This is a genomic window from Scardovia wiggsiae F0424 (assembly GCF_000269605.1).
Lineage (GTDB): Bacteria > Actinomycetota > Actinomycetes > Actinomycetales > Bifidobacteriaceae > Scardovia > Scardovia wiggsiae.
The window spans coordinates 226,185-246,594 of sequence record NZ_AKCI01000001.1 but is presented as its reverse complement, the minus strand read 5'-3'; the positions used below and the strand labels follow the sequence as shown (position 1 = coordinate 246,594).

The window sequence follows — 20,410 nt, the reverse complement described above, 5'->3', positions numbered from 1 at the left end:
ATACGGTAGTATCTAAAGTGTCCGCTGAGTCGGGCATCCTGCCTGACTCCCTGATAAAAAAGGATGTATAACCATTATGGCATACAACAAGTCTGATCTCGTAGCAAAGATTGCCCAGAAGACGAGCCTCACCAAGGCACAGTCCGAGGCTGCTATCAATGCTTTCCAGGAAGTCCTCGTAGAATCTCTCGAGTCCGGCGAAGGCCTTCGCCTTACCGGTGTCCTTTCCGCTTCCCGTGTAAAGCGTGCAGCCCGCACCGGCCGCAATCCTCGTACTGGCGAGACCATCAAGATCCCTGCAGGATATGGTGTAAAGCTCCAGGCCGGCTCCCTTCTCAAGAAGGCAGTTGCCTAAGTAATCGGATCTTTTGCGATCTTTATAATACAGCCCCGGACATGCGCCCGGGGCTTTCTGCATTTTCTGTTGCTATGCAGCCGCCTATGCTTCCACAACCGCATATACAAATTCATCACGGCGGACATTCCCAGGCAAAAGAGGCATCAGGACATCATTTATCCGTCCGATCCTGCGCATGCCAAGCTTCTGCATAACCCTGCCGGATGCAGGGTTCCCCACGAAATGCCGCGCCAGGACAGCCTGCAGCCCCAAGCCGCCGAAGCAATGGCTTTTGACAGCCTCACCTGCTTCAGCAGCAAAGCCGTTCCCCCAATACGGCTCACCGATCCAATAGCCGAGTTCGCGCGCACAGTCCGGATGCGCTGCAACCTCCCCCAGGGCCGATACGCCTTCCCGAGGGATATCCTCCACAAATTCCCCGCCTGCCGAGGCACCGCTGCGTAAACCCTCCGCAAGGAAACTGCGGGTATCGGACGATACAGGGTGGAAGTCGATACTCCCGATTGGCTTGCCCGTTTCCTTAAGGACAATCGCAAAAGTATGCGGATTATCCAGGATATCACGGATTATCCGCGCACTTTCCTCCGCACTCTTATGCGGTGCCCAACCGCACATCTCCCCGACAGCAGGGTTTGAGGCATACCTGAAAAGTTCAGATGCCTCCGCCTCATCATCGGTTTTCCAGGGCCGCAGAGTCAGGCGCGAGGTCTCAAACCCATGGATGCCGGTCCGCATCCCCATGATTACACCTCCAGATACGGCTGCAGCTCAGCGGTAAGAAGCCCATTGGATGCAACAATATTGTTATTGGCGTACCAGTTTATCTCAGTATCATCCCACTGGCGCAGGCGGGCGCCGGACTCCCACACTACGACGCTCCCGGCCGACACTGCAGGGATATCCCAATGATGGAGGGAAGGCTCAAAATAAGCATCATATGTGCCGTCGGCCACTTTGCACAGATCCAGCGAAGTAGGCCCTATACGCTTGATATCTGCAGGCATGCCGGCAATAGCGGCCACTGTTTCTATTGCCCTGCGGGATTCATGGGCAAAATATGACATGCCGAAACTTACAACAGACCCTTTAAGACCTGCTGTCGTTGTTGGCACAATACGTTCACGTTTGATGCCGGACGGCGTGCGCCGGATACGGATAGCGCCTTCGCCCCGCGCAGCAAGATATGTGATATTCAGCGCCGGGGCATGGACTATCCCCAGGATTGGGTAGGCGACGCCCTGATCATTGATCTCAAAAAGCGACAGCGTTAAAGTCCACTCAGCCATATCCCTGGCAAAATTAATGGCCCCATCAACTTTTCCGATAGACCAGTAGTGCCCTCCCGGATGCCGGTCATTGCCGGCCTCCTCCCAGTAACCGTCAAACGGCCCGATAGAATCGACCTTATGCCTCATAAAAGTCAGGATATCCTCATCAACTGACGCCGTTATAAGCTGGCTGCCCTGATCGGCGCCTGACTGCAAACTTTCCTTTGTGCTGAAGGTACGCGGCGATATCTGTACCTGCAAAGCATGTTCTCCTGCTTCAACAATTGCTTCATGCAACCGTTGCGCAATAATGCGCAGCTCCATAATCTCTGTTCCTGTTGTTTTATGATTTACTTTTGTCTATATATTTATATGGTGTATAGTACAACCTTCGTGCTACCAGTTTCAGCCGCATGTTGCAGCCCGCCGGATTGCAGCCTGTCCCAAATATCCCTTATACCGCAGCGGGTGAAAACCCGCGTGTCCATATTGCGCCCGGCGCTTCTGCGGGGTAATCTTTTCACAAATATAACAGTTTACAGATCTTATTCTGCAGGAGGGACAGTATGACGGAGACTGCCGATACCACACAGGACAGCGCTGAAGCCGTCGCCTACTTTGCAGGCGGCTGCTTCTGGGGGCTTGAAGAATATTTCCGCCGCATCAGCGGTGTAACAGCTGTACGGGCAGGATACGCCCAGTCGAAAACGGACAGCCCTTCTTATGAAGAAGTATGCTCCGGCAGGCCTGATGCCGTTGAAACCGTGGAAGTGTCTTACGATCCCTCAATAGTAAGCCTGACAACGCTGACACGGCTTTTTTATGATATTATCGATCCGTTTTCCGTGGACCGGCAGGGCAATGACCATGGCAGGCAATACCGTACCGGGCTGTACTCCAACCCTGTAAACCCTTCATACGCCAGCGATATGGCAGTGTTCCATGCAGTGGATGCACAGGTGGGAGCACGCCATGGGCACAAAACAGCGGTAGAGATCAGCCCTCTGAAGAACTTCTATCCTGCTGAAGCGTATTATCAGGGTTATCTTGAAAAGAACCCCGGAGGCTACTGCCATATTGATCCGATGAAAATCGCCCAGGTATCGAAACGTCAGAAATACATTGACCGCATCTATGAGCTTGATGACCTCCAGTATGCCGTTACCCAGGAAGCGGCTACTGAGCAGCCTTTTGCCAACGCCTACGACGAAACCTTTGAACCGGGCATTTATGTGGATATTGTCAGCGGCGAACCGCTTTTTACTTCGGATGCGAAATATGATTCCGGCTGCGGATGGCCCGCTTTCGGACGGCCGATCAGCCCGGGATCCCTTGCCGAGCGCGCTGACTATACGATCCCGGGGCGGGAACGGACCGAAGTGCTTGCTGTCAGCAGCGGTATCCACCTCGGGCATGTATTCAATGACGGACCCCAGGAATTCTCCGGAGTGCGGTATTGCATCAATTCCGCTTCGCTGCGTTTCATCCCCCTCTCCCATATGGAAGAAGAAGGGTATGGAGAGTACAGTGCACTTGTCAGCGGACAGGAGGGAAGCAGGCAGGGAAACAATGGGCCAGTCGAAAAGGAAGAGGCCGTTGAAAACAGGGAAAGCGGGCAGGACGGGCAGGTATAAAGACAGCAAAACAGAGGTATCCGACGGGATACAGACGGACATGGGCTGACAGCAGGGAATAGAATCCCGCCAGCCTGTCCTGATTGCACTACAGTATCTCCGGGATCTTCCCGCTGCGCAGCCGGCGCCGGGCTATACCCATACACGCTGCGCCCAGTATAGCCCATACCGCTGTGTGAATAAGCTCAATAAGCACTGCCCGGCCAAAAGCACCGGAGCCGGCAACGGCCTGGATGATGGAAGATACCGGGAAGAATCTGAGCACTGTGCCGATTCCCCACGGATAATAGTGCAGCGGCACTACAGTACCCGCTGTTACAGGCAGGAGCATGCTGACCGCATTCGATACAGCATACGGGTCAGGAAGCAGCAGGCCAATACCTGACGTAAACAGGCCTAATGCTGCCCCAACGGCCAGTGCTGCCGGAACAGCGGCGAGGGACAGCATCAGGGCAGCCGTATTATGATGCGTATCAAAAGCAAACACCCCAATAAAAGGTATAATACCCATCGCAAGCCCCGCTGCACAGGCTGTCGCCGAGATACCCGCCCAGTAGGCCGTATCGAACCTCCTGCGCTGTATGACTTCCTGGAGCACGCCGGCTGCCCGTGCATAAACGATGCTCTGGTCCATAAATGACATCGTTGTGATAGCTATCCCCAGCAGGGCGCTCGCATAACCTATACGCACAAGGTTGTCGGCATTAAGGCTTGACCCTAACAGGAGGGAAAAGAGGATATCAAAAAGCGGGATAATAATGATGCCCACTACCGCAGAAGCCCTGGTAGCCAATATTGCCGAAGCACTGCGGCTTATCCGGATCACGGTACGCAGCCTGTCCATCAGATCACCTCTATTGTTCCAGTACGGCGCATAGCTCTGAACGCATACCGTGCAGTGAATGCTGCTGCAGCGATCCACACTGCGGTGACAGCTGCACACGTTATGCCTCCGGAAAACATCGCACGCGGCGCCCCGTACGAATACAGGAACCTTGCGGCAGATGCGGTCGGCAGGATAAAAATTGCCCCGGATCCCAGCACCCGGTATACCGGCGAACTTACAGCAAATACACCGGAAAAGAACAGTGCCGGGACAAGGATAAGCCCTTCAAATATCAGAGCCTGCGGTGTTATCACCGATATCAGGGCCATGAAAAGCGTGATGGACAATGTAGCCGCCCATAGCAGGATAACACCTGCTGCGAGCTGCGGCAGATGCTGCAGAAGGAACATGGGTGCAATCCCTGAATTCCCGGGGATAAGCCATACTATGCATGATATTGGGAAAGCGAGCAGGCTGAACGTTGATACACTGGACACAAGCGCCAGCAGGGTCACAGCTGCATTCTGGCGACTGGAGACCAGGTACACAAGGGTGCCTTTCATCCGTTCAAAACCGATGATCCCCGCGGCCGATATGGAAGAAGTCCACATACCGATCATCCCTGAACGGAGGAAGCATTCGTATGCGCTGCTGTGCCATGCCATGACACCCAGACGCTGGACTACTGAAGCACTGAGTGTTGCAACGACTACAGTCTGCACAAAATATCCTGTGCCGGCGAACTGTCTGAGTTCAAACCCGGCAATGCGCAAAAAACGGCGGAGCCTCATGCTTCTATCCCCTTTCTCCGGAAGATGCTGCCGATACCGCCGGGCTCTGCCCCATCTCGGCGATAGCAAGAAAGGCGTCCTCAAGATTCGCCGGACGGGTCAGAAGGTCGTCAGCAGATGTACAGCTGGCAATTGCACCACACCGCTGCGCAACCCTTCCCGCCGCTGCAGAATGCCACATGACTGTTACACGCCACTGGCTTCCTACTGCCCTGTGCATAATAAAGCCGTCGTTATCCACTAACCGCGAGATATCATCCAGCCCGAAACTGCCGGACGGGGTAAAGGTAAAAGTAGTGGTTCGGGATATATCCGCATACCGCGCCACGTCATCAAGGGAGCCGGATACGCGGACAGCCCCGCGGTCGATCACCACAAAGCGGTCCGCGAGCTCCTCAGCTTCCTCCATAGAATGCGATGTCAGCAGGATACCCACTCCGCTGTCCGCTACAGACCGTATGAGCCCGCGGATCTTCAGGGCAATATCGGGGTCGAGGCCGGTCGTGGGCTCATCCAGCATGAGCAGCTCCGGGCTGCCTAAAAGCGCCCTCGCGATATGCAGGCGCTGGCGCTGCCCCCGGGACAGCTCATACGCTTTCCTGTTTTCCATATCGCCGAGTGAAACAAGCTCAAGGGTCCGGCGGACTTCAGCCTGCCGTTCACGTGAACTGACGCCGGCCAGGTCCGCGAAAAACAGCAGGTTATCCTTCAGCGTTGAGCGCGGGTAAAAACCGCCGCTGCCGCCAAGCATAAGGCCTATATGGGAACGGGCTTCCCGCGGCGATGTGCGGGTATCTATCCCGGCAACATGTATCTGCCCTGATGTGGGGTCAAGCAGGGTGGAACACATTTTAACTGTGGTCGTTTTTCCTGCACCGTTAACGCCGATAAGGCCCAGTACTTCGCCGGGATGAAGCTTGAACGAAACATCCCGGACAGCCTGCACTGCGCCTTTATTAAAACTGCGGGATACATTATCCAGCTCCAGGACAGCCTGTCCGGGAAACTGCCCGAAATCCCGGACAGGGGCCCTGCCGTCTTTGCTATGTATATCTTGTATATCTTTATGCATATATTGCTCTTCTGGCATATTACTAACTCCCGATGGCTATTATCCTATGCTTCCGGCCACCGCAACTAAACTGCTGATAAAGAATGAATTGAAACCCGGCAATCAGCCTGAAGGGCTATCTGATATCTTCATATAATGAAATATAAGAAAACAGGTATGCTTCGCACTGCTGCACCTCCGCACAACAAGACCATCACAACTGATGATAACACATATATATCCAGAACAGGCTGTCATGCGTGTTATCCCTTCACCAGGCTGATGCAGCGGTATCCCCCTGATCCGCAGTTGCCTGAGCCGGGTAGAATAGCACATAACAGAAAATAGACAGGTGCCGGCAGGCATCGTGGACTGGAAGCAGCATATGGAAACCGATACACAGGCAGCCGTAACCGTTTCAACTGATGGGAGCGCCCTGGCCAACCCTAACGGCCCTATGGGATGGGCATGGGCAGAGCATAGCAGCGGCTCCGCATCCCCCGCATCTTCAACAGGCAGCAGCAGCGACTGCGGAGGGGCTTCCAACGGGACAAACCAGATAGGCGAACTGTGTGCTGTTCTGCAGGCCCTGCGTACACACCAGGGAGAGTATCCCCTCCTTATCGAAACAGATTCACAGTATGCCATCAACTGTTCAACAACGTGGGTCGCCGGCTGGAAAAAGAACGGCTGGAAAAATTCCAGGCATGAGCCTGTAAAAAATTCTGAACTTATCAGAGCTATTGATGCCGAAATAACAAACCGCAGAGGGCCGGTAAAATTCAAGTGGGTAAAAGGCCATGCAGGGAACCCGTACAATGAGAAGGTTGACGGGCTCGCACGCGGCTACGCTGAAAAATGCCGTACAGGAAACGCCGACGGATATCTCCCCTACGAAGGCTGGCAGTCCCTGATCAGCTCTGAGTACGGCAGCGGGATACATATGCCTGAAGACGCTGCACAGGTATCAGATACGGGATCTGCTGCACCCGATACCCGCTTTCCTGCTGACAATGCCGGCACCTCTTCTGCAGAAAGCACTTCTATAAAAGGAGCCTCCCCTATAAGTACAGAGGACAGTGAGTCACTGGTCAGAGAGATCATTGACTCATTTGCCGCTGCAACACAGCAGTTCAACGCTGCTGCCGAGCGCCTCAAAGATTCATATGAGCGTATGGACAGCGCTGCAGCGAAACTAGACGAAACTATCCGCCGCATTGACGACGGTACTTGGGATAATGGCAGGCAGAATACCTTGTTCTAGCGGCTGCAGGACGCGACAGCGCAGAGACCCCGGGAAACACAGGGCCTGCTGCAGGATATGAAGCAGGCTTCGCCGAGACTCAGCCCCGCATAAGGACGGTAACCGCATACTGACCATAATACGATTCCAAAGGAGCACTATGGATAAAGAAACACAGGACAAACTGAAGAAAGCAGCCGGTATAGAGGCGGCACAACTGATCCGGGACGGTATGGTTGCCGGCCTCGGCACCGGTTCCACTGTAAAATTCCTCGTGGATGAACTGGGCCGCCGGACACGGGAGGAAGGCCTTAAATTCACCGGTGTGACGACATCGCGCCGCACACAGGAGCAGGCTGAAGGCTATGGGATAAAAATCATCGATATTGATGATGCAGACCATATCGATATCACTATTGACGGTGCCGATGAAGTGGATAAGGATTTCAACGGCATCAAAGGCGGCGGCGCAGCACTCCTGTGGGAAAAGATCGTTGCCGTCAATTCCAATAAAATCGTATGGATCGTTGACCGGTCCAAAGTTGTTGACACGATAGGCGCGTTCCCCCTGCCTGTAGAAGTTATCCCCTTCGGGGCAGGCCACGTGATTGCACAGTTCAAAAAGCGCGGATATAAGCCCGTACTCCGGCTCGATGCCCAGGGGGAGCCGGTCCGTACCGATGAAAAAAACTATATTGTTGACCTTCATCTTGGACGTATTGAGAACCCGAAGGAGCTTGCCGGGGACCTTATCACTACAGTCGGCGTCGTAGAGCACGGGCTTTTCCTCAATATGGTGGATACTGTTATCGTAGGCGATCCTGCAGGCCCGCGGGTCATGCAGAATCCGGATAAAGCCTGATACCGCATCTTGGTACCGCGCGCACAGCGGTTATATAAATAATGGATGATGCCCCTCTGCGGAGGGGCATCATCCATATAAAACCGTCTGTTGAAAGAAGGCAAAAGCGCCTTCAGGCGCCCACACTACTTACGCTGGTGACGAGTCTTACGCAGCATTTTGCGGTGCTTCTTTTTGCTCATCCGCTTGCGACGCTTCTTGATGACAGAACCCATCAGAGCCTCCGTTTCCTATTTGACACAACTTTCAGTATCCTACTCCTGTTGGCGGACACGCGCACTGCAGCAGAACACACAGCCTGAGCCCATCCGCACTACTCCAGCAGTCCACATGGGGGCAGGGCTGCCTGCATACTGTTTTCCGTCAGTACCCAAACTTATCGAAGAAATCAGTCATCTGGGCTTTCGGACCCGACAGCTGGAACAGCACAGAAGAGTTCTGCTCAATAACAATCGCATTCCGGGCATTTTTCTGATCCTCACGGGCAATATAAGAGCCGGTCTGGGCACCATTGACAGACACATTCCCCTGGGCAATCTGCTTGCCTTTGAGCTGGCCCGTCAGGCTCTGATACTGTTTGAGGGCATAATCGGACGTAGACCACTGGGCAACTGTGACAGTTATATCCTGGCCTGCCTGCCCATTCGAATAGACTGCCTTATATTCTTCGATCGGCTGGGAAGACTCCCAATCCGTTGTTTTTTCAACACTCTGGCGGGCATACGCCCCGGCAGTATCGGGAAGCACAGTCTTTACCAGCACGGAAGAACCGTCAGGCAATGCTTTAGCCGGAACAGTAGGGGTTACAGCAGCGGAAGAAGCAGGCCTGGAGCCGCCGCCAATCACACCGCTTTTTTTCAGCGCCCAGCCCGGCCATACGAATGCGCTCAGTACAGCAAGGACAACGATCACTATAGCGGCAACAAGGACAATAACCCTGTTCCGGTGGGATACATGGCGGGACTGGGCATCTGCATCATTGCCGGAAACGCCGTCGCCATCAGTGCTGCGGCTGGAACCTTCCTGTGACTTATTTCCTAAAGAATCCCCTGAAAAGCCCTTCCCCGAGCCTGTCTGGCTATCATAGCTGTCCTGCCGGGCAGCTTCATTCCGGCTATGGCCTTCCTGCGCCGTCTGCCCGCGCATAGCCATGCCTTCAAAAGGGCTGCTGTCTTGCTGCTCGTTACTCATACCTTTTATTTTCGCACGCATTCGGGACTCTGCAACGGGGTTCCTGCACAGCCCGCCCTTATTGCCGCCGGAATGTCTTTATACATCAGTAGCGTGCAGACTATGGCGAAAACTGCACCACAGTATGTCTGCTCGGAATGCGGATGGAACGGCTCAAAATGGTATGGGAGATGCCCCAGCTGCGGCGAATGGGGCACTATAGAAGAGTTCCATGAACCCAAAATCAAGGCCTCTCCCCGCTCAGGCAGCGGCACACGGCCTATGCTTACCGACACCGAAAAAGGCAGCATACTGCGCCCCGTTACGGATACAGGCCTGGAGGATGTTATCCGCATACCCACCGGCTTCACCGAATTTGACCGCGTCCTTGGAGGCGGCATCGTGCCCGGCGCTGTGATCCTGCTGGCCGGGGAACCAGGGATCGGCAAATCGACGCTCCTGCTGGAAACAGCAGGGAATATTGCACAGTCGCTGTACAGTACCGGCAAAAAGGTCCTTTATATTTCCGGGGAGGAATCCCTGGGGCAGATACGCATGCGGGCACGGCGCATCGGGACTGTTGTCAGCAACCTCCTCCTGGCCTCTACCACTGACCTGGGGACTGTTATCGCCCTCATCGAACAGGAAAAACCTGCACTGGCTATCGTTGATTCGGTCCAGACTATATCAAGCGCGGATACTGACGGCATCCTTGGAGGGAATACCCAGGTGCGTGAAGTGGCAGCTTCAGTTATCGAATGTGCAAAAACGCTGGATATCCCCATACTCCTGGTCGGGCATGTGACCAAAGACGGCTCTATCGCGGGCCCGCGCACCCTTGAGCATCTTGTAGACGTGGTATGCCAGTTTGAAGGCGACAGCCAGACAGCACTGCGTCTCCTGCGCAGCCTGAAAAACCGTTTCGGCCCGACAGATGAAGTAGGCTGTTTCGATATGAGCGGCGAAGGGATAGAAGAAGTTTCCGACCCGAGCGGCCTGTTTGTGAGCGATTCGGAAGAAACCCCGGCAGGCACATGCGTAACATTCATTGTTGACGGACACAGGAGCCTTCCCATTGAGATACAGGCACTGGCCACATCTTCTGTCCTCCCCTCCCCGCGCAGGGCAACGAACGGGATCGACTACAACCGCCTGGCAATGATCATAGCGGTGTTGCACAGGCATGCAAAAATATCCCTGCTGAATAATGACATCTATGTATCGACTATTGCAGGCGGATCTGCGCGGGAACCGGCCTGCGATCTGGCTATTGCCGCTGCCCTTGCAAGCGCGGCAAAGGGGGTCCCCGTTCCCCGTACTACCGTATGTATAGGCGAAATATCGCTGACCGGGCAGATACGCCCCGTTACCCGTATGGCAAACCGTCTGCGCGAAGCTGCACGCATGGGGTTCACAACAGCCGTCATCCCGCGCCATCGGAAAGGATCGCCATGGAAACAGGTAGACGGCATGGACTTTATCGAAGTATCGTCAGCTGCTGAGGCACTCGCACAGCTGGGTATCTGACTGCCTGCCCAGTATTATCCATTACTGCCATTACTGCCGGTTATCTGAATTCCCCTGGCCGGTACCATTATCCTGTGCAGGGCTGTCCTGCGTACCGGGTTCAGAGGAAGGTGCCGGTGCCGCAGGCTGCGTAACAATCACAGGGACTTTTGCTGACCGTATTGACGGGTCATCTTTGATATATGTGTATGCGGTATATGTCCCCGGCTGCACATTTTCCAGTGCGCTGTCGGGCTTGCAGGACGACTGGGCAGCTTTTGTACCCCAGCTTATTTTTTGGGTATCCACATCTTTATCTGTCATCAGCAGCATCCTGGCGCTGCTCTCGCATATATCAGAGCGCCACACGACCGTATTGCCCGATGCAACAGCGAGGACCCTTGAACCGTTCGCTGCATCAATAAGGCAGTCCCTCTGCCCTTTGTGGGCTACACTCACGTTGAAAACTGCCGTTCCGCCGGATTCCACCGTGCTCTGCTGCACGCTGAGGCTTAATTCCAGATCAGATGCCGTGCAGTCGGGGATACCGGAAAGCTTGCTTTTCTCTGTACGGTGTACTGTCTGCCCGTCAGATGCAGCAGACGAAGAAGCCCGCGGTTTTGCTGCCTGTACCGTTGATGCCGCACTGTGCCGCCTCGACAGTATCCGTGCTATTGCCACCCCGCCCCATACTGCTGCGGCAATAACCGCTGCCAGGACAATAACAGCTATGATCCGGCGCCGCAGATAGACCCTGCGCATCTCAGCTTTAGACAGCCTGCGCCCGGAGCCTCGTGAACGTCCCCCTGAAGTGCGTCCCGGACCCGAGCTGCTCTGCCATGCTGAATGTGTTGAATCTTTCCACGTCGCCATATATACCAGTTTATGCGAAAATACAGAGAAAACCGTATCCTGCGGGAATACTTACAGCCATTCCACATGGAGGCACAAAGGCATGCCGCATATCCCCTGCTTCCGGAATTGGAGGGATTGCAGTACGGGTTCCTGTGCGCACCGGCAGACAGTCAGGCTACCGGGGCAGAGACACCGAATGGTCCTTATTGATAACTATCAGCCCATCTTCATCCAATGAAGCGATGCATCCATCCAGCTGCACTGTATCGTTCCATAAGGAATTAAGCTCAGAATAAGGGACAGAGCGGCTCCGGCGCTGTGTGCCGGCGGCTGTACCGGGCCCTGTTTCTGCTTCTGCCTGGCGCAGGGCTTTAAGGACCAGCCCCCGCACATACCGGTTCGTCCCCCTGAACTTCTGCCGCGGGCGGGTAGGCTTCTGCCCGAGCCCCGGAAGCCCGGATGCATAGAATCTGCACAGGCTGTTCAACGGGCATACTGCACAGCGCGGTTTTTTCGCTGTACATACGACAGCGCCAAGCTCCATCACCGACTGGTTCCACACAACTGACTGACGGCTCCCGGCCGGCAGTACCTTGGCGGCGAGCTCCCTGTCATGCGCACCCGCAGCACCTCCCGTAGATTCAGCACCGTCAAATACGCGGACCAGGACACGCCGGATATTGGTATCAATAACAGGTATACGGATCCCGAAGGCAAATGACAGGACTGCGCTTGCCGTGTAATCCCCGATCCCGGGGAGCGCCCTCAGCCCATCATATGATGCCGGGAGCCTGCCGCCGCAGTCCCTGACAAGTGTACGTGCACATTCCTGCAGCCGCAGCGCACGCCGTGGATACCCTAAATGGCCCCAGGCAGAAATGATCTCTGCAGTGGAAGCTTCGGACACTGCCTGAGGGTCCGGCCACATCCCCATCCACTTTTCCCAGTAAGGCAGGACACGGGACATAGGGGTCTGCTGGCTCATGACTTCGGAAACAAGTATCCCCCACGGGGTAGTTTTCCCAAAACGCCAGGGGAAATCTCGCGCATTGCTGCCCCACCACCGTGCCAGTGCACGGTATGCACTGATGGCTGCTTCGTCTGATGCGGTCCCTCTATCTGCCGTACCGGGGCCCTGCTGACTGGATAAATGCACGCTGTCGGTCATCATCTTTATTGTTGCAAATATGAGCGATAATACGAAACGCCAGCGCACAGAACCGGGACAGGGGCCTGGACCGGGTAATGGTACAGTTGTGCCGCCGGTCCCCCAGGGTGTGACAGCAATGTTTGAATACGGGTACCGTAAACCTTCCTACGGGCCGGATGAGCTTATTACCGACGCACACGGGAACCCTGTAAATGTCACAGATGCCATGCTGCAGCCGCATGAGGCGGGCCTTAAGGAAACCGCTGTACCCCATTTATGTTTCTACTCCCCCCGCATCCCGGGCAATACCGGTTCCGCGATCCGTTTATGTGCGGTGACCGGTTCTGTACTCCATCTGGTGGAACCGCTCGGTTTCAATCTCAGGGATACGAAGCTGCGGCGGGCCGGCCTTGACTACCACGATATGGCGCACGTTGTTATTCATCCCGATTTTGAAAATCTTGTCAGCTCTATGCCGGGATCACGCATTATATCGTTTACCGCACAGGCGGATGGACTGTATACAGAGGTTGAGTACAGGCCGACGGATATCCTGCTTTTTGGCCCTGAGCCGGGGAATATCCCCGACCCTATGGATATTATGGCCGGGGAACACATCTACAGGCAGGTCAGGCTCCCTATGCGTCCAAGCCTGCGCAGCCTCAATCTTGCCAACTGCGCTTCTATCGCTTTGTATGAAGCATGGCGGCAATTGGGGTTCAAAGGAAGCAGCAAAGCATGAGGCGCCCCGGCAGCCGGCGGGATCCCGGATAAAAGCCGGACAAGGGTTAGCAAACTATAAGGCGATCCTGTACAATAGGGTGCAGCCATCCCATCTTTTGTACGCGGCAGAAAGAGCTGCCGCAGAAAGGCACAGGATTATTATGACAGAGAATGGTACCTCCGGCAGGCGGTCTGCATCCCATATGCTCAGCGGCCTGGGCTCTACAGCTTCAGGGATCATTGGTTCCCTGCGCGCCAGGTTCCCTGAGTGCAAGCCCGCATGCAGGGCCTCCGCGGAACATGTCCCTTTTGCTATCCACCATGCCAATATTATCCGCACCCGCAAGGGTATTGACGGGCTGGGGATGAAAGAAGGGTCTGTTGATAATGATATGAGTGTCGTCATATCGGAAGACGGTACTATCAAGGCTGTTTTCCCCAGCTCAGATACTGCCAGGATGAAGAAGATCCCGGCAGGCTACAGGTCCATTGATGCACAGGGCCGCTACATTATGCCCGGGCTTATCAATGCGCACGTCCATGTGTTTGGCAGCGGCAGGCGTCTCTCATCGAATATGGGGGATAAAGGCCCGCAAAAAACCCTTAAGCATTTTACTACTACGGTTTTAGGGCGGGCGATGATACGCAGGCTGACACGGTACAATATCCGGCAGCAGCTCCTTTCCGGCGTTACTACAGTGCGGACTTTAGGTGATATAGCTTACGATTTAGCGGATCTGAGGGATGATATCCAGGATGGCACAGTTATGGGCCCCAGGATCCTGGCTTCAGGGCCCCTCCTGTCTGCGCCCGGCGGACATGGCGCACCGCTGATCGCATTGGAATGCCCCGATGAGGAGAGCGCCCTCGCCAATGTGCATATATTGCTTGACAACGGGGCCAATGCTGTTAAGATCGCTGCGACTGGCGGTGTAATTGATTCGCAGGAGGCTGATGAAGCCGGGCGCCCTCAGATGAGCGAAAGCCTTATGAGGATCATCTGTACAGAAGCCCATAAAGCAGGGATCATCGTTGCGGCACACGCCCAGAGCCTTGAGGGGGTCAAAACTGCTTTGCGGGCAGGTGTCGATACTATTGAGCACGGCTCTGACCTCGATAAGGAAGCCGTTGCCCTGTTCCGGCACAATCCGGGTTCACTGAAGGGGTACAGCGCCCTGATACCAACCCTTTCCACTATTCTGGCAATGGTTTCCCTTGACCAGGATAAAATCGGCATAAATGATACTGCGCGCGCTAATGCGGAACGCATCGCAGAGCATATGCTTGCCGGATACCGCGAAGCTGTGGCAAAAAACCTTCATATAGGCGTGGGGACTGACGCTGCAATGCCTTATGTGACGCAGTACAATACCTGGCGTGAACTGGATTTCCTCGTGCGCTATACGGGCATGACCGCAGCCCAGGCAATTTACGCCGCAACGGCAGGAAACGCAGAAATCCTTAATATCAGCGATGTTACGGGGTCACTGGATGAGGGGCTGTCCGCAGACCTCCTTGTTACTGAAGGGAATCCGCTCGAAAACCTCCGTACGCTCAATAACCCTTCACTCGTCGTAACACACGGGATCCCAGTATGGCGCCCCCACGCCAGGCATATTGCCGAAATCGACGAGGAGCTTGATACCCTTTAAGCTACACGTTCAGCTGCACGAGATGCTACTGAGGTAAGTGCCTGCGGCTGCCGGAACCCTTTGGCAGAGAATGCTTCTGCTATTTTTTCCGCTAGCTGCCTGGACTGGCCTTTATCAACAAGCGCGATAATGGAGCCGCCGAAACCGCCGCCGGTCATGCGTGCGCCATATGCTCCATTGCTGCGGGCTACTTCCACTGCAGTATCCAGTTCCGGCGCAGTCACTTCGTAGTCGTAGCGCAGAGAATCATGTGAAGCATTGAAAAGGCTGCCGGCAGTGCGGATATCTCCGGAGCCGAATGCCTCGGCGAAATCCTCCACACGCCATATCTCAGTTATCACGTGGCGCACACGTTTTATTTCCGTAGGGTCGGAAAGCGCGGCAAGCACACGGTCCAGGCCCTCCCGTTTCCTGTCTGCATCACCCCGGGAAGCATCCGCGATCTGGTCAGCAGCCTGGCGGAGATTCCGCACCCCAAGTTCCGCGGCGGCTTCCTCACATGTTTTACGGCGCGCAGCATACTGCCCGTCATTAAGCTGATGCGGGGCGCAGGTATCGACTACAAGGAGTTCAAGCCCATATGCGGCCAGGTCAAAATCCTGCTGGGACACGTTTTCCAATGCAGACAGCCCGGGCCGGCAGTCAAGGAGCAGCGCCTTGCCCGCCCGGCAGCGCATTGAGGCGTTCTGATCGAGCCCTCCGGTACTGGCACCGGCCATGTCGTTTTCTGAAGCGACCGCCATAGAGATCAGAGTGACCCTGCCTTCATCCGTACTTCCAAAACCGAGACCATAAACATCGTCAAGCGCCAGGGCTGTGGAACATGTCATAGCGGCGGAAGAGCTCAGCCCCGACCCCAAAGGGACACATGATACAAATGCCGCATCAAAACCTCTGACAGCCATGCCATGTTCACGCATAGCCCATGCCACACCTGCCGGATAGGCAGCCCATCCTGCCACTCCCCCGGCATTAAGCCCCTCAAGTTCAGCTTCCGCTACAGAATCCTGCCTGACGGCAGACACTGTACGCACACGCGTATCCCGTCTGGGAGCCAGCGCAATAAAAGTGCGATGCGGCAAAGCAATCGGGAGGCACAGGCCTGCATTGTAATCCGTATGCTCCCCGATCAGATTGACCCGTCCCGGCGCTGCCCACACGCCTGACGGTTCATATCCAAACGTGCGGCTGAACAGCTCCCGCGCCTTATGCGCGCCGTCGGCGTCTGTTATCGCCTCAATGAATCTTATATCCCTGTCCTGTGCTATCATAATTTCCCTTCATGGTCCATATCTATATCAGTACTGCTGCACCGGAGCCTGCCCGCAGCATGCCGCTGACTTCCGGCTGTTATTTATCAATATCCGTATCACCAAGCTCGTGGAAGCGCGCAGCAATTTTTTCAGGCGTCGTATCAGATATCCATGCAGCCATACCGGATTCAGAACCGGCCAGATACTTGATCTTATTAGCAGCACGGCGGAAGGAGAAGAACTGTAGGTTAAGGCGATAGCTGCTGCGGCGCCTGTCGCGGACAGGGGCCTGGTGCCATGCGGCAATATAAGGCAGATCCATGCCTTCGCCATTGCCTGTATCAAAAAACATGTTGCCGCGCTTAAGGAGCGCAGAATACATCTGTGCCAGCCCCCAGCGTTCATTATCATTGAGCTGGTCAAGGGTAAATATGCCGTCCCGTACTGGCTGCACATGCACTTCCAGAGGCCACCGGGCAGCAGCGGGGACATAGGCGATCCACGTGCTGTTGCGCATGACGATACGCCCGCCCGCATCGACTTCCCCTTTAAGGATATCGCGCAGAAGGTTGCCCCCTGTTCTGCTGCGGTAGGCTTCCGTATGCTGAAGCTCCTGTTCAAGGCGCGGGGCCACAAACGGGAAACAGTATATCTGCCCGTGGGGATGCGCCAGCGATACGCCGATCTCCTGCCCATGGTTTTCAAAGGGGAATATCTGCTCAATACCCTCCATCGCCGATATTTCAGCTGTCCTGAAAGCCCACGCTTCTACTACGGTGCGAAGCCGGGAAACAGGAAGGTCAGCGGGAAGGGAGTCCTCTTTCGGATCGAAGCATACTACTTCGCACCGCCCTACGGCCGGTCGCTGGGGCCATAACGGGTTGCCGTCCACATACACCGTTTCATCCTTCACTCCCGGAATACGGTTCATTGATGGGAAACGGTTTTCAAAAACCACTACGTCATAATCCGTATCCGGCACCTCGCCATCCTGATAGGGGTCACCCGGATTCCGGGCAGCAAGGGGATTCCCGGTGGCAGTAGCCCCGGGCCCGGCCGTGATCGGGCGGTTCATGCGCGCAGTCGCCATAGGTATCCAGTCCCCGGTCAGCGGGTCCCGGCGCATCTGAGGCGCCTGCACCGGTATGGGGTTCCCCTCGCCGTCAACGCCGGGTTCGAAACGGTTGGCAAGTTCCCTGGGGTCTCTGAGCTCGCGCACCTTCTCCCCTGAGACATACTCGGGGGTATCATCCAGATAAAAGAACTGCCGCCCGTCAGACAGCTCTGTCCCGGTGATGCGGATATGCCCCTGTGCATATTCCCCCGGCGTATAGTGCATAAATGTAGCCATCATGCTCCTTTTGCTGCTTCTGCAGGACTGCTCATAGCCCTGTCCCCGCAGTGTTTACAGGCGCTGTTTACCTGCTCTGCTGTTGTATGTCATGCCTTCATGATTTATGGTATCAGTAATGTTAGATTTTGTTCGTTTTTGTTAGAATCGAACACTTTCTAACATAAATAACCGGCTTCTCGGAATGCAGCCGCCCTGTTCAGACGATTTCAGACAGCCACAAGATGCTTCACCAGGCTGCGCGTCTGCTTCCGGCGCGGCCCGCTCAGCGCCGAATCGGTAATAACAGTATCTATCTGTGAAAAATCAGCAAAAAGCGACAGCGACGTACTGTCCCACTTTGTGTGGTCCACCAGGGCGATGCACAGGTCAGCAATAGATATCAAAGCAGAGTTGGTAGCAGCTTCCAGCGAATTGGGGGTAAGGAACCCGCGGGGAAGCGAAACCGAGTGGGCACCTGTAAACAGGGTATTTACCCTCAAGCCCCGGATAACTTTATCGGCAATAGGGCCGACCAGCGAATTGGACCGGGTAACGGCCCCGCCTGTCATGATCACTTCAACAGAGCCGGACGCATCGGCAGAATGGGCAAGCTGCGCAACAGGTATGGAATTCGTCAGGATAGTCACCCCTTCGCAGCGTTTGCTTTCCAGAAGGCATTGCGCAAAAGCATAAGTCGTGCTCCCTCCCCCGACAGCAATAACATCACCAGGCGCCACATACTCCACAGCCTTTGCCGCTATCGCCTGTTTGACAGCTGTTTCCATGCGTGATTTTACAGAAAACAGCGGCTCGGCCAGAAGGGTGCTGGCAGACACAGCCCCTCCATGCACACGCTTCAGCAGCCCTTTCCCGGCAAGGTCTTCTATATCCCTCCGGACAGTCATGGGAGACACGCCAAGCTGTATGGACAGTTCACTGACGCGCACAGCGCCCTTCTCATGGAGTTCAGAAAGTATGGACTGCTGGCGCTGTGTCGGGATCATACGGACATTATCGCACAAAAACGAAAGAATACCGAATCATACGCACATAAAAGATGCAGGGATATGGGAGCAAAGGGTTACCGGAGACGGTTGCTGCCGGGTATGCGGCGCACACCAAAAAGCCTGGATATCCCCCACGCAGTAACACGCCACATGGCCTCAATAACTATACCTGTATCCATCTTTGACCTGCCCCGGGTACGCTCAACAAACAGGATCGGGATTTCAACGACCTTCCCTCCGGAGTACTCCACACGCCGGGTCATATCTACCTGGAAAACATACCCGTTCGCCTGTATCTTATCAAGGTGCAGGCGCTGCAGGGCAGCAGCGCGGTATGCCCTGAAACCGGCAGTAGCATCCCGGGTAGAGAGCCCCAGCGCAATGCGGGCATATGCAGAGCCGCATCTGGAAATAGCGTCGCGGTACCACGGCCAGTTCTCAGTACCGCCGCCCGGCACCCTGCGCGAGCCTATGCACAGGTCAGCCTCAGGATGGGAGCTGAGCCCGTTAAGCACGCGCTTAAGGTCTTCAGGGCGGTGAGAGCCGTCCATATCCATTTCACAGACGATCTCGTAATCGTGCAGGAGCGCCCATTCAAAACCCGCGATATATGCCGGCCCCAGCCCGCGCTTGATGGATCTGTGGATAACGAAGATGCGCCTGTCCTGCTGCGCCATTTTTTCTGCCAGCTGCCCTGTACCATCCGGGGACGAATCATCCACCACAAGGATATGGGCATACGGGCAATACCGGAATATACCCTCAAGAGTATGCGGGAGGTTATCCTTTTCGTTATATGTAGGCATAACGATAACCGTCCGCGGCCTATAAGAATCACTAATATCAGTAGTACGATCCATCACCACCCATTATAGGGCCGGTCATCGCATATGCATAGTATAGTGGTGTCAGCTTGCAGATATGCGCAATGGCGGCACGTAGAACAGGAATTCAGATGGATACTCCAGAGCTGCACAGGGCTCACACCAATATCGATCCTGAAATAATCCTGCTCCACACTGCCCTTTTCAAACACGTCAAGCCTTCAGAAGTAGACCAGCTGATCCCGCATCTGCATCAGTGGGTTTTCAACAAAGGCGATTTCATTTTCCGCGAAGGTGCTACCGACAACCGTATGTTCATCCTTGAAAGTGGCCGCGTCAAGCTGATCCGCGAATCGCATGACGGACGGATACAGCTCCTGAGCATCCACGGCCCGGGGGAAGTACTCGGCGAAATCCCCGTTTTCGATCCCCTGGGAGGGCCGCGTACCGCTTCTGCTGTGGCAATGCAGGACAGTACGGCCGGCGTCTCGCTCTCGCATGAATCCCTCCTGAAATGGCTCAATGACCATCCCGGTGTGGCAGTCAGCATGCTGCAGGTGCTGGCGCGCCGCATGCGCCGCAACAATGAGCGTATAAGCGACTTCGTTTTCATGGACGTCCCCGCACGCCTGGCAAAAACGCTTATAGACCTTGCCCGCCGTTTCGGCGAGCCTACGGAAAAAGGGCTCCTGGTCCCCCATGACCTTACCCAGGGAGAACTTGCACAGCTTGTAGGCACATCCCGCGAAACAGTCAACAAAGCCCTTATGGATTTTACGAACCGCGGCTGGATCGCACGCGACGGACGGGCTATCATCATCTACAGCCCGGGGAAGCTGATATTGCGTTCCCAGCACTGATCCCCAGCCCAGCACAGCCGGACCCTGCTTATGCGGACCGTGTG

The 20,410-nt window shown here is 55.3% G+C and carries 21 protein-coding genes; 8 read left to right on the top strand and 13 right to left on the bottom strand.

Features of this window, described 5'->3' with window-relative positions; translation table 11 throughout:
* Positions 1-76 precede the first annotated feature (76 nt).
* Positions 77-355 carry an HU family DNA-binding protein gene (locus tag HMPREF9156_RS0101185; RefSeq protein WP_007148107.1) on the top strand — a complete coding sequence of 93 codons (279 nt, stop codon included), beginning with the start codon at positions 77-79 and terminating at the stop codon, positions 353-355.
* Positions 356-439: 84 nt separating this feature from the next.
* Here the strand turns inward: HMPREF9156_RS0101185 and HMPREF9156_RS0101180 are convergent, their stop codons facing one another.
* Positions 440-1,099 (bottom strand): GNAT family N-acetyltransferase, encoded by a 660-nt coding sequence (locus HMPREF9156_RS0101180; RefSeq protein WP_007148106.1) that lies wholly within the window; start codon positions 1,097-1,099, stop codon positions 440-442.
* A 2-nt stretch (positions 1,100-1,101) separates the two neighbouring features.
* Entirely contained in the window at positions 1,102-1,950 is an 849-nt protein-coding gene (locus HMPREF9156_RS0101175; RefSeq protein WP_007148105.1) for an inositol monophosphatase family protein, read from the bottom strand.
* Between the two features lie 242 nt (positions 1,951-2,192).
* Here HMPREF9156_RS0101175 and msrB point away from each other — a divergent pair, with 242 nt between their 5' ends.
* The gene (gene msrB, locus HMPREF9156_RS0101165) at positions 2,193-3,260 is read left to right on the top strand and encodes a peptide-methionine (R)-S-oxide reductase MsrB (protein ID WP_007148104.1); all 1,068 of its coding nucleotides are present in this window, start codon (positions 2,193-2,195) and stop codon (positions 3,258-3,260) included.
* Between the two features lie 88 nt (positions 3,261-3,348).
* Here the strand turns inward: msrB and HMPREF9156_RS0101160 are convergent, their stop codons facing one another.
* The 3 genes from HMPREF9156_RS0101160 to HMPREF9156_RS0101150 are packed head-to-tail and all read right to left on the bottom strand — an operon-like array spanning position 3,349 to position 5,967.
* Positions 3,349-4,104: a hypothetical protein gene (locus tag HMPREF9156_RS0101160; protein ID WP_007148103.1), complete on the bottom strand. Its 756-nt coding sequence runs from the start codon at positions 4,102-4,104 to the stop codon at positions 3,349-3,351.
* The gene (locus HMPREF9156_RS0101155; RefSeq protein WP_007148102.1) at positions 4,104-4,877 is read right to left on the bottom strand and encodes a hypothetical protein; all 774 of its coding nucleotides are present in this window, start codon (positions 4,875-4,877) and stop codon (positions 4,104-4,106) included. Before HMPREF9156_RS0101155 ends, HMPREF9156_RS0101160 begins: the two co-directional genes overlap by 1 nt.
* Before the next feature lie 4 nt (positions 4,878-4,881).
* Positions 4,882-5,967, bottom strand: coding sequence for an ABC transporter ATP-binding protein (locus HMPREF9156_RS0101150; protein ID WP_007148101.1), 1,086 nt, complete (start codon positions 5,965-5,967; stop codon positions 4,882-4,884).
* 346 nt (positions 5,968-6,313) lie between these two features.
* On the opposite strand from HMPREF9156_RS0101150, the gene HMPREF9156_RS0101145 reads away from it, so the two are divergent.
* Both HMPREF9156_RS0101145 and rpiA read left to right on the top strand, forming a co-directional pair.
* On the top strand, positions 6,314-7,192 hold the full coding sequence (locus HMPREF9156_RS0101145; RefSeq protein WP_007148100.1) for a ribonuclease H family protein: 879 nt from the start codon (positions 6,314-6,316) through the stop codon (positions 7,190-7,192).
* Positions 7,193-7,331: 139 nt separating this feature from the next.
* Entirely contained in the window at positions 7,332-8,033 is a 702-nt protein-coding gene (rpiA, locus tag HMPREF9156_RS0101140) for a ribose-5-phosphate isomerase RpiA (protein ID WP_007148099.1), read from the top strand.
* Positions 8,034-8,158: 125 nt separating this feature from the next.
* Here the strand turns inward: rpiA and HMPREF9156_RS07030 are convergent, their stop codons facing one another.
* On the bottom strand, positions 8,159-8,248 hold the full coding sequence (locus tag HMPREF9156_RS07030; RefSeq protein WP_003817716.1) for a 30S ribosomal protein bS22: 90 nt from the start codon (positions 8,246-8,248) through the stop codon (positions 8,159-8,161).
* Positions 8,249-8,396: 148 nt separating this feature from the next.
* Positions 8,397-9,224: a hypothetical protein gene (locus HMPREF9156_RS0101130; RefSeq protein ID WP_231198104.1), complete on the bottom strand. Its 828-nt coding sequence runs from the start codon at positions 9,222-9,224 to the stop codon at positions 8,397-8,399.
* A 102-nt stretch (positions 9,225-9,326) separates the two neighbouring features.
* Between HMPREF9156_RS0101130 and radA the strand changes: the two genes are divergently transcribed.
* Entirely contained in the window at positions 9,327-10,730 is a 1,404-nt protein-coding gene (gene radA, locus HMPREF9156_RS0101125) for a DNA repair protein RadA (protein WP_007148097.1), read from the top strand.
* Positions 10,731-10,760: 30 nt separating this feature from the next.
* On the opposite strand, the gene HMPREF9156_RS0101120 is transcribed toward radA, so the two are convergent.
* Together HMPREF9156_RS0101120 and HMPREF9156_RS0101115 are read right to left on the bottom strand one after the other, a co-directional pair.
* The gene (locus HMPREF9156_RS0101120) at positions 10,761-11,582 is read right to left on the bottom strand and encodes a hypothetical protein (protein ID WP_007148096.1); all 822 of its coding nucleotides are present in this window, start codon (positions 11,580-11,582) and stop codon (positions 10,761-10,763) included.
* 157 nt (positions 11,583-11,739) lie between these two features.
* Complete coding sequence (locus HMPREF9156_RS0101115; protein ID WP_007148095.1) at positions 11,740-12,732, bottom strand: HhH-GPD family protein; 993 nt, start codon at positions 12,730-12,732, stop codon at positions 11,740-11,742.
* A 118-nt stretch (positions 12,733-12,850) separates the two neighbouring features.
* Between HMPREF9156_RS0101115 and HMPREF9156_RS0101110 the strand changes: the two genes are divergently transcribed.
* Together HMPREF9156_RS0101110 and HMPREF9156_RS0101105 are read left to right on the top strand one after the other, a co-directional pair.
* The gene (locus HMPREF9156_RS0101110) at positions 12,851-13,456 is read left to right on the top strand and encodes a tRNA (cytidine(34)-2'-O)-methyltransferase (protein ID WP_100214491.1); all 606 of its coding nucleotides are present in this window, start codon (positions 12,851-12,853) and stop codon (positions 13,454-13,456) included.
* 142 nt (positions 13,457-13,598) lie between these two features.
* On the top strand, positions 13,599-15,089 hold the full coding sequence (locus HMPREF9156_RS0101105) for a metal-dependent hydrolase family protein (RefSeq protein ID WP_007148093.1): 1,491 nt from the start codon (positions 13,599-13,601) through the stop codon (positions 15,087-15,089).
* On the opposite strand, the gene galK is transcribed toward HMPREF9156_RS0101105, so the two are convergent.
* The 4 genes from galK to HMPREF9156_RS0101085 form a co-directional block, all read right to left on the bottom strand.
* A complete protein-coding gene (gene galK, locus HMPREF9156_RS0101100) occupies positions 15,086-16,360 on the bottom strand; it encodes a galactokinase (protein WP_007148092.1) in 1,275 nt (424 codons plus the stop codon). The genes HMPREF9156_RS0101105 and galK overlap by 4 nt on opposite strands.
* A 79-nt stretch (positions 16,361-16,439) precedes the next feature.
* Positions 16,440-17,693 (bottom strand): galactose-1-phosphate uridylyltransferase, encoded by a 1,254-nt coding sequence (galT, locus tag HMPREF9156_RS0101095; protein WP_007148091.1) that lies wholly within the window; start codon positions 17,691-17,693, stop codon positions 16,440-16,442.
* 209 nt (positions 17,694-17,902) lie between these two features.
* Positions 17,903-18,697: a DeoR/GlpR family DNA-binding transcription regulator gene (locus HMPREF9156_RS0101090; RefSeq protein WP_231198103.1), complete on the bottom strand. Its 795-nt coding sequence runs from the start codon at positions 18,695-18,697 to the stop codon at positions 17,903-17,905.
* A 59-nt stretch (positions 18,698-18,756) separates the two neighbouring features.
* Positions 18,757-19,542: a polyprenol monophosphomannose synthase gene (locus HMPREF9156_RS0101085; protein ID WP_007148089.1), complete on the bottom strand. Its 786-nt coding sequence runs from the start codon at positions 19,540-19,542 to the stop codon at positions 18,757-18,759.
* A gap of 95 nt (positions 19,543-19,637) precedes the next feature.
* Between HMPREF9156_RS0101085 and HMPREF9156_RS0101080 the strand changes: the two genes are divergently transcribed.
* Positions 19,638-20,366, top strand: a complete 729-nt coding sequence (locus HMPREF9156_RS0101080; protein WP_007148088.1) for a Crp/Fnr family transcriptional regulator — start codon at positions 19,638-19,640, stop codon at positions 20,364-20,366.
* The last annotated feature ends 44 nt before the right edge of the window (positions 20,367-20,410 follow it).